11 protein-coding genes are annotated in these 17,905 nt (G+C 43.1%); 5 read left to right on the top strand and 6 right to left on the bottom strand.

The window, feature by feature from the left end:
• Positions 1-314: 314 nt before the first annotated feature.
• The 3 genes from RM347_RS15425 to RM347_RS15415 form a co-directional block, all read right to left on the bottom strand.
• Positions 315-1,514, bottom strand: a complete 1,200-nt coding sequence (locus tag RM347_RS15425; protein WP_322716615.1) for a response regulator — start codon at positions 1,512-1,514, stop codon at positions 315-317.
• 528 nt (positions 1,515-2,042) lie between these two features.
• Entirely contained in the window at positions 2,043-2,969 is a 927-nt protein-coding gene (gene murQ, locus RM347_RS15420; RefSeq protein ID WP_322716616.1) for an N-acetylmuramic acid 6-phosphate etherase, read from the bottom strand.
• A gap of 170 nt (positions 2,970-3,139) precedes the next feature.
• Complete coding sequence (locus tag RM347_RS15415; protein ID WP_322716617.1) at positions 3,140-3,568, bottom strand: DUF3110 domain-containing protein; 429 nt, start codon at positions 3,566-3,568, stop codon at positions 3,140-3,142.
• A 265-nt stretch (positions 3,569-3,833) separates the two neighbouring features.
• Between RM347_RS15415 and RM347_RS15410 the strand changes: the two genes are divergently transcribed.
• Complete coding sequence (locus RM347_RS15410; RefSeq protein WP_322716618.1) at positions 3,834-9,809, top strand: translocation/assembly module TamB domain-containing protein; 5,976 nt, start codon at positions 3,834-3,836, stop codon at positions 9,807-9,809.
• 57 nt (positions 9,810-9,866) lie between these two features.
• On the opposite strand, the gene RM347_RS15405 is transcribed toward RM347_RS15410, so the two are convergent.
• Positions 9,867-10,796, bottom strand: coding sequence for a carbohydrate ABC transporter permease (locus RM347_RS15405; RefSeq protein ID WP_322716619.1), 930 nt, complete (start codon positions 10,794-10,796; stop codon positions 9,867-9,869).
• Between the two features lie 156 nt (positions 10,797-10,952).
• On the opposite strand from RM347_RS15405, the gene RM347_RS15400 reads away from it, so the two are divergent.
• Positions 10,953-11,615: a GIY-YIG nuclease family protein gene (locus RM347_RS15400; RefSeq protein ID WP_322716620.1), complete on the top strand. Its 663-nt coding sequence runs from the start codon at positions 10,953-10,955 to the stop codon at positions 11,613-11,615.
• 236 nt (positions 11,616-11,851) lie between these two features.
• A complete protein-coding gene (locus RM347_RS15395; RefSeq protein ID WP_322716621.1) occupies positions 11,852-12,520 on the top strand; it encodes a DUF1003 domain-containing protein in 669 nt (222 codons plus the stop codon).
• A 250-nt stretch (positions 12,521-12,770) separates the two neighbouring features.
• Here RM347_RS15395 and RM347_RS15390 read toward each other — a convergent pair whose 3' ends face one another.
• Positions 12,771-13,262, bottom strand: a complete 492-nt coding sequence (locus tag RM347_RS15390; protein WP_322716622.1) for a cupin domain-containing protein — start codon at positions 13,260-13,262, stop codon at positions 12,771-12,773.
• Positions 13,263-13,442: 180 nt separating this feature from the next.
• On the opposite strand from RM347_RS15390, the gene RM347_RS15385 reads away from it, so the two are divergent.
• A complete protein-coding gene (locus tag RM347_RS15385; protein WP_322716623.1) occupies positions 13,443-14,624 on the top strand; it encodes a low temperature requirement protein A in 1,182 nt (393 codons plus the stop codon).
• Positions 14,625-15,026: 402 nt separating this feature from the next.
• Positions 15,027-15,245, top strand: coding sequence for a hypothetical protein (locus tag RM347_RS15380; protein WP_322716624.1), 219 nt, complete (start codon positions 15,027-15,029; stop codon positions 15,243-15,245).
• Positions 15,246-15,978: 733 nt separating this feature from the next.
• Here RM347_RS15380 and ftsH3 read toward each other — a convergent pair.
• Complete coding sequence (ftsH3, locus tag RM347_RS15375) at positions 15,979-17,820, bottom strand: ATP-dependent zinc metalloprotease FtsH3 (protein ID WP_322659564.1); 1,842 nt, start codon at positions 17,818-17,820, stop codon at positions 15,979-15,981.
• Positions 17,821-17,905 lie beyond the last annotated feature (85 nt).

Raw genomic sequence — 17,905 nt, 5'->3', positions numbered from 1 at the left:
AAATTAGACATATAAATCCTAAATGATTCCTCAACAAAGACATGGAAGGGACTAGAGACTAGCCCTAACCCCTTTGCCCTAACCAATATTTCACAAATCAAATAGGACTGCTATAAATACAAAAAATCGTATTTATCTAATTTTGATTCAATCTTTATGTATCAACCTCAGAAGAAGTACGTAATAAACATAAATTAATATATTTCATTGACTATAAAATACTTTTATCACCTCAATATTTTTATTTTTAATGAGGTGATGAATTTAGAAATTTTAAAGAATAGTTCAAAAACAAAAATAGCTTCTAATTCTCCCTAATTACAAATCTCTAAATTAGATTTATTCTTGCCGATGGATACATTCTGTGTAGGTAAATATTTACGTACTATACCCATTACCTTATCAGCCACTACAGGTTTAGTGATAAAATCTGTAGAACCAACTACTTTGGCACGAACTCTATCTAAAAGACCATCACTGCCTGTTAATATAATTATTGGTGTGTTGGCAAAGGTAGATATTCGTCGCAACTGAGTGCAAATTTCGTAACCACTGGCAACTGGCATAATCAAATCCAAGAAAATCAGGTCTGGTTTATCCTGAATTAAGCTTGGTAGAGCTTGTATAGCATCTTGAATCTTGACAAACCTCAATCCATTGGAAGTGATGATATCCTCTAGCATTTTACATACCTGAGGGCTATCATCAACGCAAGCCACTAGTGGAGCAATCCGCTTCTTTGGTTGTGTGGTAGTAGAGTTATTGTTGACTCCAGTAACTCCTAATGGCAAGTCAGGTACTTCCACCAATTCAATGATTCCTTTCAGGATATAGGGAAGCAACGAACGGGTGAGTGGCAATACACTCTGCTTCATTTTCATGGCTAAATCTCGCAGAGTGAATTTGCCGTTGATTAAATTCACAAAGTTTTTGTAGACAGATGGACTTACCATCTGCTCAAGTTGCTCTGGTCGGCGCAGAACTGGTGCTAAGTCAGGAGAAAAATTTGCTAAACCAGCTTCTGACCAAATTTTCCACGAGTCTTGCATGTGCTTTACAGACATTTCTGCACTCGTGAAGCTCATTGGCGTTTCTAAGATAACTTCTTGGCTGCGATTGCAACTTATAGAAGCAAAGTTTCCTTGCAGAGCTAGGTCAAATAATAGCTCTGTTATCGTGTTATCGACAATAGAGTTAATCTGTTCCCGCTGGATTTTCTGTTTTTTATAGAAGATTTCTAGAAGGCGATAGTCCCAGTAATCGATTGATAGGTCTTGCAAACGCAACTGCAACTTATCAACATCAATCTGGGGACAATTCTGAGCCATATGTCTGCGCCAGCGGCGGAAGGGATGAGTTCCCCCTGTTGCCCAAACTATCCGTCCCAGCCGATAGTAAAAAGTCCATTGGCTGCCCTTTGAACTTTTAATATTTAATTTGCCATTATATTGCAGTTGGGTACAAATTTTAAATTCATTTACTAAATTATTTGAAATAAGTTCCTGATGGGGCATAGTTTGTTCCTTTATTAAAAACCCAACCCTTGAAAAACCCACTCTAGCTATATAGTGGTCAGCAGATATGTGAGGAAGTCCAAATACATTTGGTATATAGCAGTCTAAATCAAGATTATTAAAAGCAAGAAAGATGGGAAGATAGCGAAACTATTGCTAGTAAATAATTTATCTAGCATAGAGTTTTTCTTGGCAGACTTTAGTTTTCTGCTAATATTTATTACTAAAGGTGGTTGCCATAATCCACATCATAATGTATCTAGTATTGATATATTATTTTAAGAATTTTCATACTAAATTATATCCGTATAAGTTCTGAATTTTTGTTTAAAAAAGGTTAGAAATCTCTAAAGAGCTTTGCTTTAGTTATTGAGATTGACAATAAATGTTAAAAATATTTATTTAAATTTACTATTCTTAATTATGTTAGTTAATATTAGCTTTTTTAGAGAATATTATTCTTAAAAAAAGGCGTGCTACTAAGACAAGTAGCAGCCATATATAGAGTATTTATCTAGGAAAATTTTTTCAAGGTTGCTTGTGGTTTTCATAGCTGACAACAGCTGCTCTGAGATTACTTTGGTGTTCTGAAAGAAGCCGATCGCCCTCGTCTTTTTCCAAACCAGTCCAGTGCATCAATAGTGCTAGCTTAACCCATTTACCACTACGTTCTAGTAAAAAGCCAGCAGCTTCCCGACTTAAACCTGTGAGGTCTTGCAAAATTCGCAAAGCGCGATCGCGTAACTTTTGATTTGTTACTGCTACATCCACCATCCGATTGCCATAAACTTTGCCTAGTTTGACCATTACCCCACTAGAAAGAATATTTAAAGCTAATTTCGTGGCGGTACCAGCTTTCAGGCGAGTTGAGCCGGCGATTATTTCTGGCCCTGTTAATAGCCGAATGTCAATATCAGCATCAAAGCTAACTTGTTCCGCTGGAACACAAGCGATAAAAATAGTAGTGGCTCCCCGCTGCCGAGCAGCATGAAGGGCACCGTGGACATAAGGCGTTGTTCCACCAGCAGTAATACCAACTACTACATCTAGCTGGGTAATATGTCGCCCAGCGATCGCAGCCTCGCCATCTTCGATGCTATCTTCTAAATCCTCGGAACTGCGTACCAGCGCCCCAGCGCCACCAGCAATAATTCCCTGTACCAACTCTGGGGGCGTGCAAAAAGTAGGTGGACACTCAGCAGAATCTAACACCCCTAACCTGCCACTTGTGCCCGCACCAATATAAAATAGGCGTCCTCCGTGGCGCAAACGCTCTGCGGTGCGCTCAATTGCTTCAGCCAACTGAATTTTCGCCGCTGCAACCGCCTCGACTGCTTTTTGGTCTTCGCTATTAAACAGCTCCACCAATTCCAGAGAACTGAGCTGGTCTAAGTTTAGACTGTTAGGATTTACCAGCTCGGTTAAAAGATGCCCACGTTCCTGCAAGTTTGTCATTTGTCCTTTGTCCTTTGTCCTACCCTATGGGCGTCTATGTCCTTATGTCATTAGTCAGTTAGCGACCAATGACCAGTGACCAATACTTCTCTGCGAGACGCTATGCGAACGGCTACGCTCAGTACAAGTGACCAATGACCAATGACCAATGACTAATGACTAATGACTAATTACAACAATCCTTCCAATTTGCGACGCATCTTCTCTAGTTCAGAATCAGATAATTCTGGTTCTTCTAGTGGCTGTTGATTGAGAGGGAAGTTGTCTTCAACAGTATCCTCCTTCTGGGCGTTTGCTTGCCAGTCAGTTTCTTCTACGTTTAGTTCTGGGGGAGTGACAACTAAATTGCTGTTTTCTGGGATGATTTCCCATTCATATCCAGCACTTTCACAAAATTCCTTGATTTCCTCAGCATCGATCGGCTCAGGTGTAGGTGAGGGAAAATCTTGAGCTTCCAGCATCAGGGCAAAACGCGTGGCGTCGTCTTCTGACTCGAACATCAGAATTTTATTGCGATCGCCTTCCCGAATTGTGTGAATCCCCTCATTTTCCGTTCGAGCATTAAAAATTAACACAAAAACACGCATTGGTGTAATCATCTGTCTTTTTTAAGGTCTATTCATATTAAAGTTCTAGGTTGTGCCTCAAGGAAAGTCACAGGAACAATTTTCACTCTATTCAGATCAGATTTACCTGAAAACGCCAATATTATTAAGCATAAGTATTGGATCAAGCAAATACCGTAACTTAACCAATGAGGTCTTGGGTTTAGTTGGCGTATCCTGGAAATGGCATACTGAATCAGTGTGTCGGTTAATGCTTGTGTGTGCCAGCGACATCTGGCAATTAATACAGTGAAAGCAAATGACTAAATCTCCCAATCAAGATATTCTCTCCCCCTCCCCTATCCGCAAGCGTCTGTGGTTGCTGGTGTTGAGTCGGGGTAGCATTGCTTTGGGCGGACTTTTGCTGTTAGGAGTTATTGTCGGTATTTGGCGGTTGTGGACTTTTGTCCAAACAGAGTTAACACCCTTAGCACAACAAAGTCTGACTACTACACTCAATCGTCCGGTAAAACTGGGAAGAGTCACACAATTTTCGTTGACGGGAGTGCAGTTTGGCGCTTCAGCTATCCCGGCGACAGCTACAGATCCAGATCGGGCCGCAGTCGAAACTGTAGAGGTGGGTTTTGATTTGCTACAACTAATCTTTAACCGCCACCTAAAGCTAGATGTTACCTTAGTCAACCCAGATATTTACATTGACCAGGATGAGCAAGGGCGCTGGGTTTCCACTAGCATCGCATCGTCAGGTGGAGACGGTGCAATTAAAACTGATTTGGACTACCTGCGGTTTCGCAATGCCAAGCTGGCCTTAATGCCGCAGAAGAGTGCAGGGGAGGCAGCACTTCGACTCCCTTCGGCTTCGCTCAGGACAAGCCGCTCAGTGACCGGGGGAGCAGGGGAAGGAATATCTTCCGCGTCCCCCACCTCCCCCGTAACATTTTCTCAATTCAACGGTTCTGCCCAACTTTTAGCAAACAACCAGTTGATCAGGTTTGAAGTGGGGGGACAAGCAGACAGTGGTGGCAATATTTCCATTCAAGGAGAGACACGTTCTAAGGTGCTAGCAGGCAACTTTCAGTTGCAAGCCCAAGATTTGTTAGCTGCGGATATTACTCGGTTAATTAAGTTACCAGTAAGCTTACAGGCAGGCCGAGCTAATGGTGACTTGTTAGTTCGGTTGACACCAGGACAGCAGACTTTATTGTATGGCAACGCTGCTGTGCAAGGGGTAACACTTCAAATACCCAAAGTCCCGCAACTATTGAGCAATAGCCAAGGAAACCTCCGTTTTCAGGGAACGGAGTTACAGTTAAACAATGTTACTACCAACTACGGCAAAATTCCTGTAGTGGCTACGGGAATCATCGACACTCAAGCAGGCTTTAAGTTGGCAGGGCGTGTAAATGCGGTGAGTTTGGCTAATGCCCAGGAGACTCTCAAGGTAAAATTACCTGTGCCGATCGCTGGACAAGTACAAGCAGACTTACAGATTACCGGATCAACTAAAGAGCCAATTCTCTCAGGCACAGTTGCCACAATCCAAACTGCCCGGATTGATAAAGTTGATTTTAATCGCATCAGTAGTAAGTTTGAGCTTGTTACTAGTTCATCTTTAATTACCCTGAAAGATATTCAAGCTAAAGCCAAAGTTGGTGGTGACATCACGGGCGCTGGCACAATTCAACTTGGTAAAACGCCGCGACTGGATTTAAATTTCGCTGCTAAGAATGTTTCAGGGGATGCGATCGCAAAAGTTTATGAAACAACACCTACCTTTCAAATCGGCAATGTCTCAGGTACAGCTCAATTAACTGGCGCTCCTACCAATGTCCAAACTTTGGTACAGTTCCAGGCTCCTAACGGAACTTACCCTGGAACTGGTGAAGTTGCGATCGCTCCAAATCGCAACGTCTCTTTCCGCAATGTGGCTCTGAATGTAAGTGGTGGTACAGTCCGGGCAACTGGTAGTTACGCCAATGAGCGTTGGCAAGCTGTGGCTGTTGCCTCTGGGGTAAAATTGGAACCCTTTGTAGACAAAAGTCAACTGCAAAATGTCTCTTTGGCGGGGGCGCAGTTTAATGGTCGGCTCATCCTCTCAGGCAGCACAGCACCATTTAAAATTGCCACAATTCGCAGTGATGGTGCAGGAGTTCAAATTGGTGGCGGTACAGTTGCAGTTTCTAATATCCAACTGCAAGAACAAAACTTTTCTGCTCAACTTGTAGCGAATGGTGTACGGTTGGGACAAATATTGAAACAGTCTCCCCCAGCTTTAAATAATCCATTGGCGGGAACGTTCCAAATCGCAGGCAGCAGAGATGACTTCAGCCTGAAAACCATGCGTGGCAGTGGTGAAGGTAGCCTTGCTATTGGCGGTGGGACGGTTACAGCCTCTAATATCCAAGTGGGTAATGGTGTATATCAGGCGCAAGTTCAGGCTAAGAATGTGCCTGTGCAGCAGTTGGCAACAGTACCAAAGCAGTTTCAAGGGGCATTAACTGGTCAGTTCGATGTAGCGGGTTCTGTTGATTCTTTTAAGCTGCAAACTATTCAAGCCAACGGTCAAGCGCGGGTAAATGTTGCGCGTGGGACTATTACAGCCTCTAATATCCAACTTGCAAATGGTGTGTATCAGGCGCAAGTTCAGGCTAAGAATGTACCTGTGCGGCAGTTGGCAGCAGTACCGCCACAGTTCCGAGGGACGTTAACTGGTCAAGTAAACGTGGCAGGTTCTGTTGAGTCCTTCCAACCGCAAACTATCCAAGCCAGCGGTCAGGGAGAGATAAATATTGCAGGTGGAACCATTACAGCCTCTAATATCCAAGTCGGTAATGGTGTATATCAGGCGCAAGTTCAAGCAAATAATGTACCGTTGCAGCAGTTGGCAGCAGTACCACCGCAGTTCCGAGGGACGTTAACTGGTCAAGCAAACGTGGCGGGTTCTGTGGAGTCCTTCCAACCGCAAACTATCCAAGCTACTGGTCAGGGACGGTTGGATGTTGCAGGTGGAACGATCGCAGCTTCTAATATCCAATTGGCTAATGGTCGCTATCAAGCTGTAGTTAATGCTGACGGTGTGGAATTAAATCGTTTCAATCAGCAATTGCGAGGTCAGTTTGGCGGTCAGTTGCAATTAGCTGGCAATGTCGGATCGTCCAAATTAGCTGATGTACGTGCTGCTGGACAGGTGCAATTATCCCAAGGTATCCCTGGTCTTGAGCAACCTCTGACGGCTGCGATCGCTTGGAGTGGTGAAAGGCTTACCATTGAGCGAGCAACTGCTCCCGGTTTAAGTGTTACTGGTAACATATTAGCCAATGCTCAGGGAGTAGGCATACCAGAAATTACTGCCCTAAATCTCAACGTCCAAGCCCAGAATTACAACTTAAAACAGTTACCGATCAATTTTCCTAATCAGGTTGCTGTGGCGGGGAGAGTAGATTTTAATGGTCAAATTACTGGCAAGCTGCCCTTGCCAAATGTAGTAGGGCAAATCAACTTACGAGACTTAGTTGTTCAAGATATTGCTTTTGAGCCGTTGTTAACTGGAAACATCGATTCCGCACAGGGACGCGGGTTGAATTTGAACTTGGCGGGTAATAGCGATCGCCTGGCCTTTAATTTAGATGCCAATAATCGCCCGAAATCTTTCTTAGTAAAATGGCAGCAAGCATCAGCAACAGGTAATGTTCAAGGCAATGATTGGGCGCTCAAAGTTGCAAATTTCCCCTTACAACTATTGAATTTGACTCCGCCACCAATTACTCGCCTGGGTACTGGTAAGATCGCTGGCTTGTTAACTGGAGATTTGCTGTTTAATCAGCAGACATTCGCAGCTACGGGAAATTTAGCGATCGCCGATCCGCAAATTGGCCGGGTTAAAGGCGATCGAATAGCTGCTCAATTCCGCTACAGTAACGGTAAAGCCACACTCGCCAGTAGTGAATTTGTCAAAGGCAAAAGTAGCTACGCCCTTGTCGGTACTTTTGCTCAAACCCCTAAAGGCCCTCAACTACAAGGTAAACTGAACGTCAACCAGGGTGAGATCCAAGATGTTCTAGCTGTAGCACAGGTATTTGATTTACAAAATTTGCAAGGTGGTTCAGCACCAATCTACGGCACAGCAGCGGATCTAACCACCAATCCTCAAGGGTCGCAAAATGAGCCTTTATTAACCCAAATCCAAAGGTTTTCTGAAATTGAAGCTTTGGTGGCAGAACAGGAACAACAGCGACTTGATTCCACTCCCATACCGGATTTGGCAGACTTAAAGGGCACTTTCAACGGGGAAGTTGCTGTAAATACAGCTACAGCCAATGGATTATCAGTGGAATTTAATTTGAATGGACAAAACTTTGCCTGGGGTAAAAAGGAAGAACGAAATCGTTTTTATACTGCCGACAAAGTGATTGCCGAAGGCAACTTTGAAAACGGTGTTTTGAGTTTGCGACCTTTACGGCTCGAATCTCAAAACAGGCTGATTGCCTTCACGGGTAACGTTGGCGGTGATGAACAATCTGGCCAGCTACGAGTAAATAATTTTCCAGTACAAGTACTGAATAATTTTACCAAACTACCAGTTGGAATCACAGGCAATCTTAACGGTACAGCAGCTTTAGCAGGCAGCATTGCTAATCCCCAAGCTAGAGGGGAATTGCAAATCACAGAAGGAATATTAAATCAGAACAAAATAGAGTCAGCGATCGCAAGTTTCAGCTATGCCAACGGACGCTTAAACTTTGGTAGTACTGTAGCAGTTGCTGGGCCAAAACCTGTTGATATTACTGGCAGCATCCCTTATAAATTGCCTTTTGCAACCGTTGCACCAGACAGTGAGCAAATCAGTTTGGATATGAAGTTGGAAAACGAGGGATTAGCACTGTTAAACGCATTGACTAATCAAGTGGTATTTGAGAAAGGTGAAGGAGAAATAGACCTCAAGGTACGCGGAACATTGCAAAAACCCGAAGTAGATGGAATTGCTACTATCAATAATGCTACTTTTTCAGCCCAGGCATTGCCAGGTAAGCTGAGACGTGTCACAGGTAGAGTGCTGTTTAATTTTGACCGCATCTTAGTAGAAAATCTTCAGGGTAGATTTAGCCGTGGGAAAGTAGAAGCTGCTGGAGAAATTCCGATTTTTAACAATGAGAACTTGACTATCCAGAATCCCCTAACCGTTAATCTTGATCAGCTGGCGTTGAATCTCAAGGGGCTTTACTTGGGAGGCGCTAGCGGCAATTTACAGATTACTGGTTCTGCCCTTAACCCGGTAATTGGCGGTAAAGTAAATTTATTTGATGGTCAGGTATTGTTGGCAGAATCTACCGACGCGACTTCATCTGCAAATGGTGGTATTGGCGTATCACCCACAAAAGATAATAAGCAGAGTAAACCTGAAATTGGGAATGGGATGGGAAATGCATTGGCGGCACCCTTGCCGTCAGGCATCGCTAGATTTAATAATCTAGATTTAGAACTAGGTAAAAACGTCCAAATTTCCCGTCCTCCTATTCTCAACTTCCGGGCAACTGGTAATCTCATAGTTAACGGCTCAATCAATCAGCCCGTCCCCGATGGCACTATTCGGTTAGAACAAGGTGGGGTGAATTTATTTACTACGCAATTTAACCTCGCTCGTGGCTATAAACACACCGCAACTTTTAGTCCCTCTCAACCCCGTGACCCCAACTTGGATATACAGCTATTTGCCAAGGTACTGGACGTAACTCAAAGTAATGACTTCAGCCGGGTAAATTCCACAGGTTTATCAGCCTTAGAGAGTGTTCGAGTCGAAGCCACTATCAACGGTCTCGCCAGCAAACTAAATGAAAATCTAGAACTAACAAGCAGTCCGTCACGTAGTCAAACCGAAATTGTTGCTCTTTTAGGAGGTGGTTTTGTAGACACCCAAGGACGTGGCGACAGTACTTTGGGACTGATTAACATCGCAGGTTCAGCGGTGTTCAATAATTTTCAGTCAGCTTTTAACCAAATTGGGAGTACCTTTGGCTTAAGCGAACTGCGGATATTTCCAACCGTTATTTCTGAGAATCCCGAAGCTGGAAGGAGCAGTTCAACTTTGGAATTGGCAGCAGAAGCTGGAGTTGATATTTCTTCCAAGATTTCCGTTTCCAGTATCAAGATTTTGACAACAAATGATCCTTTCCAATGGGGAATTAATTACCGGATAAACGACGAGTTTCGCGTGCGTGCTTCCACTAATTTAACCGATGACAGTCGTGCAGTTGTGGAGTATCAAACGCGATTTTAACTCTGTCTAGGTTTCAGACTTTTTCTTACATCGAACTCAGGTTAAATTAAGTCAATATCAGATTGTGATATTATCGTCCCCCTGCTGATTAATAACTAATCGCAAAATCGATAACCCTAAAATTATCAAAAATAGCACTAAACCAATTGTGCAAGCATAGCTGATTTCCAAATTGGTGAAAGCTTGCTCATATAAATAATAAACAATCGTTTTCGAGCTACTGAGTGGGCCTCCTTGGGTCATAATGTATACTTCTTCAAACACTTTGGTCGCAGAAATAGCCGAAATCACCGCCACTAGTGCTAGATACGGCTTCATCAAAGGTATGGTAATATCCCAATGTTTGCTAATACCATCAGAGCCATCGATCGCAGCAGCTTCGTACACATCAGCAGGAATTGATTGCAACCCCGCTAAATAAATCACCATGTAGTAGCCTAGTCCTTTCCACACGGTGACAGCCATGACACTGGCAAGAGAAATTGGTACAATACCAAAAATTTTTGCTGGGCTAGTTAGCCAAGGAATACCTTCTGGAAAAAGGCCCAAAGCTTTCAGCAACTGATTCAGTAATCCGTTTTCTGCATACAGCCATTTCCAAGCTATTCCCGCAACTACCATTGAAATTACCACTGGGGTGTAGTATGCCGATCTAAACCAATTCATCCCCCGCAGTTTCTGATTTACCAAAATTGCCAGTACTAAGGGAGCAATTACTAAAATTGGTACTACACCCACAAGATATAGAAAAGTGTTTTCCAAGGTTTTCCAAAAAACTGCATCCTTCCAAAGCTTGAGAAAGTTGGCCAAACCTATCCATTGTGGCGGCTGGGCAATATCTTCATAGCTAGTAAAGCTGAGGTAAAACGCTTGCAGTGCAGGCCAAAAGACTGTTAACGCCAAAAGAACTAAGGCGGGTAGTAAAAATAAATAAGGGGTCAGCCGCTGTTTAATGAATATCCAATTTTTAGGTATCAATTGATTCATATAAGGTCTAATAGTTGTTTTTGCTTTCTCAGAATCCTTAAGAAGAATTTAGGGATGTGAGTAGATTTAAGCTTCAATATTCTAAAGGGATATATTTGCGTAGCGCTTCGCGCTTGCCGTTAGCATCGCTAATTAATAACTCAGAGATAAACTGCAATGGAAACTCAGCACAACCCGCCAATTGAACATCAAAATGTCCCCATAAACCACCGTGGACTACATGACTTTTTGTACAGTTCAGATGATGAACACGTTGCCACTGAGGTGAGTATAACTCTTGAATTGGCAAACAATGGTACTGAAATCATTGACCTTGAGGCTTGGTCTGCGGCTGCTCAGAACGCTAAAATTGCAGGTGTTTACGCAGTATTAGACGCAGAACGCCGCACGCAGCACATTGGCTATTCTCGGAATGTGTTGCTTTCCCTAAACGGTCATATTCGGCAAAATGGTCAGCAAAAGTGTGCTTTTGTCCGCGTGCAAGCATTCAAATTCCCGAAGCGTGAAGAAATGGAGGATTTGCGAGATGCGTGGATAGCAGAACTCGAAAGCACACCACCTGGTAATGCAACTGATCGCAGAATGTGGGCTAGCACGGTAGGGGAAGCTGCCAAGGCGGTAATGTCACAGGCGGAACGTCAAGCCTACGAGGAGAAAAAGCTAAAACTACGGAAAGCAATGGCTGACACAACTCTTTCTAAAGAGTCAGAAACAACAGATGCGAGTGAAGCCGAACGTCAGCGTCAACTTGAAGCTGCTGTGAAAAATGATGACTGGAGTGTAATTATCGACGCACAGACACAGGAAACCAAGTCTTAGGATGAGTGTTCAGTCTTCTCGTTATTTTCTCGCTTGGAGACCCCATCCCTTTACAAGATGGGGTCTCCAAGTGTTTAAATGAATGTTTTTGCTGGCTTTGGGGATCTGTCTTAAGGTAGTTTTTTGCCTATAATCACTTTTATCTATCGTTTTGAAAAGAAACAATATTTGCTCCTATCGTTCGACCAGCGTACATTAAAGGTCATCAGGATAAACACAGACCCAAGAGGTGCAATATGAATACATTAAAAAAAGTATCGTCCAACAATGTTGATGCAAAAGTAGTTCAAAAACCTCAAATTGTGGAGATACAGCCAGCAGCCCAAAACACTTCCACAGAACAACTGACTCGCGGACAACGCCTTGCCGATAAATTTGCAACGCAAGTGGGTTCTTGGGGATTTCTGATTGGGCAAAGCGCCGTTTTAGCGGGATGGGTTGGTATCAACGCCATGCCTGGGGTTCCCCACTGGGACGATTCACCGTTCATGATGCTCAACTTAGTATTTTCATTTGCCTCAGCTTACACAGCTCCCATCGTTTTGATGAGTCAAAATCGCCAGTCGGATACCGATCGGAAAAACGCCGAAATTGACCACCAAGTGAATTTGAGAGCTGGACAAAATATTGAACTGCTCCATGAAAAATTGAATGACATACATACTCAACAACTCAACGAACTAACTCAAATAATCAAAGAGCAACAGCGAGTTCTCAGTGAGCTTAAAGTTACTTTAGTGCCTACTTCCAAAGAGACTAAAGAAGTTAAGTTGAGTGTATTTTCAGGACTCCACGCCCAAAGTAACGCCAAATTCCCCAAAGAAACTTCTAGTAATAAACCCTTCGTTAGCGAACAACAACTTGGGGAAAATAACAAAGTTGTTGAAAAACTGATTCGTCAATAAGAGTGAATCACAAATGCTTTTTTTATCGCTGCGATCGCAAGAGAGCCTAAATGTTACTTTACTCTATACATTTCAAGGTTAAAGCTTAGACTCTCTCACTCTTAATCAAAACAGTCCTTTTAGGATTTTAATCAAAAAAAATATTTTATTTTATTAAGCAGCTTCAAAGAATCAAATTATACTTTGTGCGCTTAATTTAAAGCAGGCAAACCCTACAAATTGAATTGAAGATGCTACACTCCACGCTTGCTTAACTTGTCACAAATTGAACATACTTCGCGGCAATGACAACGGCTTTTTCAAAGTCGGCGGGATTCACAATGCCCAAAAGAGAGCGTTCTTCCTCATTCAAAGGTAAGTTTACAGGTTTTCCTACCTCTACAAAAAACTGCTCACCCCCTGCTGGTGTAACCCAAGTCAGCATTTTGGCAGGTTTTGACCCAATGTTCTTAAAAGTATGACATTGACCCTTAGTAAAATTCAGGAAGGTTCCGGGAGTTGCGATGATAGTCTGCTCGTCAATTTGGTACTCAACCTCTCCCTCAAGAATGTAGTGCGCTTCGTTGGTTTGGTCATGAAAGTGGGCTGGTATAGTACTTTGCGGTTGCATCACAGCCTCGAATACGCCATACTCTCCACCTGTATCTTTTCCTGTAGCCAGAATGGTATATAAGTCACCTAGCACTAAATATGTGGAACCCTTACCTGGCGGAACAAACATAGATTTAAAATTGACTGTCATAATAATTACTCTCGTTTATTTATCGTTAGTAAATTAAACTTTGCAATAGTGTTTCACAATTCGTGTCTAATTTAATTGTATTATCAGCAGCTTTTTAGCAACTTATGCAGAAACGTTTACGCACTCGCTAATGGATGACAGCTAATGGTAAAAATCAATTAGCGATTCGCAATTAGCATTATGGCAAATTTTCTCCAACCGCCAAGGTTACGCATTGGTGAGGACACCGAAGAAGAACGACACGCCACTTGGCTAGAACTTTTTTATGATTTGGTGTTTGTAGTTGCTGTTTCTCAACTCGCTCACAATCTCAATGAGGATATCTCGCTATCAGGATGGTTTGGCTTTGTAGTTCTATTTATACCCGTTTGGTGGTCATGGATTGGCACCACATTCTACGCCAACCGCTTTGACAGCGATGATGTGGGACATCGACTGCTGATTTGTATACAAATGCTGACAGCAGCAGCAATGGCTATTAATATCCACCACGGTTTAGGTGAGAGTTCCCCTGGTTTTGCGATTTCCTATGCTCTCGGTCGGGCTGTGCTTGTAATAGAATACGTCCGTGCTGGAAGACATATCTCTTCAGCGCGTCCTTTGACTACTCGCTACGCTATTGGTTTTGCGATCGCAGCCTTTATTTGGTTAATATCAGCATCTGTACCCATTCCTTGGCGGTTCGGATTCTGGACACTGGGAATCATTATTGATTTTGCTACACCCTTAACAGGACATAAGTTTCAGATCGGGTTACTCCCCCACGCCTCCCACTTACCAGAACGTTTCGGGCTATTTACCATTATTGTTTTGGGTGAAGCAATCATTGCAGTAGTCAATGGTGTTTCTGAGCAGAAATGGGATGTTTTAACGGTGATTTCCGCCGTGTTTGGTCTAATTATCGCTTTTAGCTGGTGGTGGGTTTATTTTGATAACTTGGGTGGTAAACCGATTGAGATGGCGCGAACACATGGAAAAGTTGGTGTTGTCAATCTTTGGCTCTACACTCATTTACCGTTAGTGATTGGGATTGCTGCTGCTGGAGTTGGTGTAGAACAAATTTTGTTGAGTAAACCAACTTTAGCACTACCCGATTCCCAGCGATGGCTTATCTGTGGTTCAGTAGCATTATGCTCTCTAGCTGTCAGTATCCTCCACAGATTTGGGGTGATCCGTTATTGCAAAATTCGTTCCCAGTATCGACTTGCGGGTGCAGTTGTGCTGCTAGCGATCGCCATTTTAGGCAAAGGTTTGTTACCTGTTGCAGTCATTACCCTTGTAGCTGTAGTTTCTGCTATCCAAGTCGTTCAAGATTTGTATCAGAGTCGTCCCACTACCCGTTTGGTTGACCCAGAAATCTAGCTCATAACCCAGTGGCGCACAGATAGATGTGCGCCACTACAACATATCTATGTAATTTCTATACAAAAAGCATTTTCTGAAACGCATCTATCTTATGGAGTATTTTATACTAAATATAAATAAATATTTATATAGTTATTTAAGAATAATGTAATCTCAGCATTCAAACTCGACGCTGTAAAGCTGAAAACTCAAGGTATTGCCGTCTATCAGAGGTGACACAACCAAAGGGGGAATGTCAAGGTTAGGAGATGTACCTTTTGGTAGTGAAGTCAAGTAGGTGAAATATTTATTAATATTATTAATAGGAAGTGTAAATTCAGGATCAGGAGTCAGAAAAAATTCTTAATGGCAGGTATTTCGCATCAATCACTAAATTTCTCATCAATGGAACAGAAGATCATGAAAGATCAACAAACATCAGACTCTAAGGAATTCGTCGGAAATCTCAAGAATGGGATTTGGCTGTTTGGACTCTCATCCTGGGTATTCGGCATTACCGATCGCAGTATTGCTTCATTTGCAGATGGCTATCTATCTGCTTTGGATTTGACGCAACTATTCACAGCGGCTACTTTCTTTGTGGCGTGGCTATTTTTGAAACCGACATCCAGAGTTTAAGATAGGCAACTGGTTAGTATCCAGTCACTCTTCACGCTAGTCATGTCAAAATTCGGAAAGTTATCTAAAGGAGAACACTTTTGATCGCCATAAGGGGTGCGCCACAGAATGCATAGATGTTTTTGGATTCAAAACAATCAGGCTAATTCTGAAATTTTACAGAATTAGCCTGATTCCTAGTTTTCATCAATAAACTCAAGTTGCTAGTTATGGAAGAAAACAACAGGAGATAAATATGTAAATTTTTAATCTATAGCAATCGGATTTGATTTATGAAAAAATCTAAGTTTGTGTAGTGTTACAGAAACCGTAACGCACCATCCGAAGATTTTGGTGCGTTAGCCTACGGCATAACACACCCTACATGTATTTCAAAAATTAAATACTAGTCCTATACTTGTGGTAAGTAAATTTTATCTTTTTCCTTTTTAAGTCAGAGTTATAGCTTCTTTTACTTGGGTGTATCCAGAAAAATTTTTCTAATTTTCCGGAATTGGTTATGCTCAGGTGGTAGTCTCTATCAGACTAGCGATTTATACTGAAACTCTATAACTAAACTTTGGGGAATATAACCCCATTTCGGATTAAAAGCCCGGTCTTCATGGCCGGGCTTTTGACAAGGAACTTACAGCAGAATTAAAAAAATGGGGCAACTCTGGAAAATCACAGAATTACCCCAAATTTTAAAAATTAGGAGTTAGGAATTATTCTTAACTCCTAACTACTCATTAAATTAGGCAAACGCAGCAGTTGTCACATCGTTATTTGACAGAATTTCTTGCAACTCTTCGGCGTCTACGGTTTCTTTATCAACTAGCATTTGCGCTAGCTGATCTAGAATGTGGCGGTTGCCCACTAACACTTCTTTAGCGCGTGTATAGGCTACATCTACAAGTTTACGGACTTCTTCATCAATGGCAGCGGCGGTTTCTTCAGAAAAATCACGCTCTGACATGATATCCCGTCCAAGGAACATGTTACCTTGTTGACGACCAAGGGCAACAGGGCCTAAGCGATCGCTCATCCCAAATCGGGTGATCATTTGACGGGCAACACGGGCTACTTGCTGGAGGTCATTAGAAGCACCAGTGGTAACTTCTTCTTCACCAAAGATTAATTCTTCAGCAATTCGACCACCCAAAGCCACAGCCATCTGATTTTCCAGATAAGCGCGGCTGTATAAACCAGTGTCCATCCGGTCTTCGCTGGGGGTAAACCAAGTTAAACCACCTGCACGACCGCGAGGAATGATGCTAATCTTCTGCACAGGATCGTAGTCTGGCATTAAAGCACCAACTAAGGCGTGACCAGCTTCGTGATAAGCAACCAAGGTTTTGCGCTTTTCGCTCATTACCCGGTCTTTTTTCTCTGGGCCAGCTAATACGCGATCAATTGCGTCGTTGATTTCATCCATTGAAATTTCAGTCAAATTCCGGCGTGCTGCCAGAATTGCGGCTTCATTCAGCAGGTTGGATAAATCTGCGCCAGTGAAACCAGGGGTACGACGGGCAATTTTATCCAAGTCCACATCTTTCGCCAAGGTCTTGCCACGGGCGTGTACCTTGAGGATTTCGCTGCGTCCGGCATAGTCGGGACGGTCTACCACAACTTGACGGTCAAAGCGACCTGGACGCAACAGGGCTGCATCTAGGACATCAGGACGGTTGGTAGCAGCAATAATGATGATGCCAGTATTACCTTCAAAGCCGTCCATTTCTGTAAGCAACTGGTTGAGGGTTTGTTCCCGCTCATCGTTACCACCACCTAAACCTGCACCCCTTTGACGACCTACGGCGTCAATTTCATCGATGAAGACGATACAAGGAGCATTGGTCTTAGCTTGTTCAAACAAATCGCGGACGCGGGATGCACCCACACCTACGAACATTTCCACAAATTCTGAACCGGAGATCGAGAAGAAGGGTACACCTGCTTCGCCTGCTACGGCACGAGCTAGGAGGGTTTTACCTGTACCAGGAGGGCCAACTAACAGTACACCTTTAGGAATTTTTGCACCAACGGCGGTAAAGCGATCGGCGTTTTTCAGAAAGTCTACGACTTCGTTTAATTCCAACTTGGCTTGGTCAATACCAGCAACATCGCCAAATGTCACCTGAGTTTGTGGTTCCATTTGGACTCTGGCTTTGGATTTGCCAAAGTTCATCGCTTGGCTGCCTGGGCCACTTTGAGCGCGACGTAGTAAGAAGAATAAGCCAACCAAAAGCAATACAGGGAAAAATAAGCTGCTCAGTGCCTTAAACCAAAATCCTTCGTCGGTTTGGGGCAAAACAGAAATATCAACGCCTTTAGAAGTCAGAGTATTGATCAAGTCTGGATCGTTGACTAAGGTAACAATCCGTTTAGCTGGGTCATATTTGGGTGTAACCAGTGCTGTGGAGCGATCTGCACTCAAACTGACTTTTTCTACTCTGCCTTGTTGAACTTCTTGAATAAAGCGACTGTATCGCCATGTCTCTCTGCTTTGAGGTTGTTTGTCAAAAAATGCTGTTCCCAGCGCAATGACGACAATAAACAGCAACGCGTACAGCCCTGCATTTCTCCATCTTTTATTCACTAAGGTCTATCCTCCCGAATTTTTTGCCCGTTGCTCTAAGCCGGCGCTTTGCGCCATCGCCTAGCGTTTCTGATCACAGAGGTGA

Origin of the sequence: Nostoc sp. ChiQUE02, from assembly GCF_034531305.2 — a bacterium.
GTDB lineage: Bacteria > Cyanobacteriota > Cyanobacteriia > Cyanobacteriales > Nostocaceae > Nostoc.
Note: the sequence above shows the minus strand (reverse complement) of the source record. Positions and strands in the feature narration are given on the sequence as shown.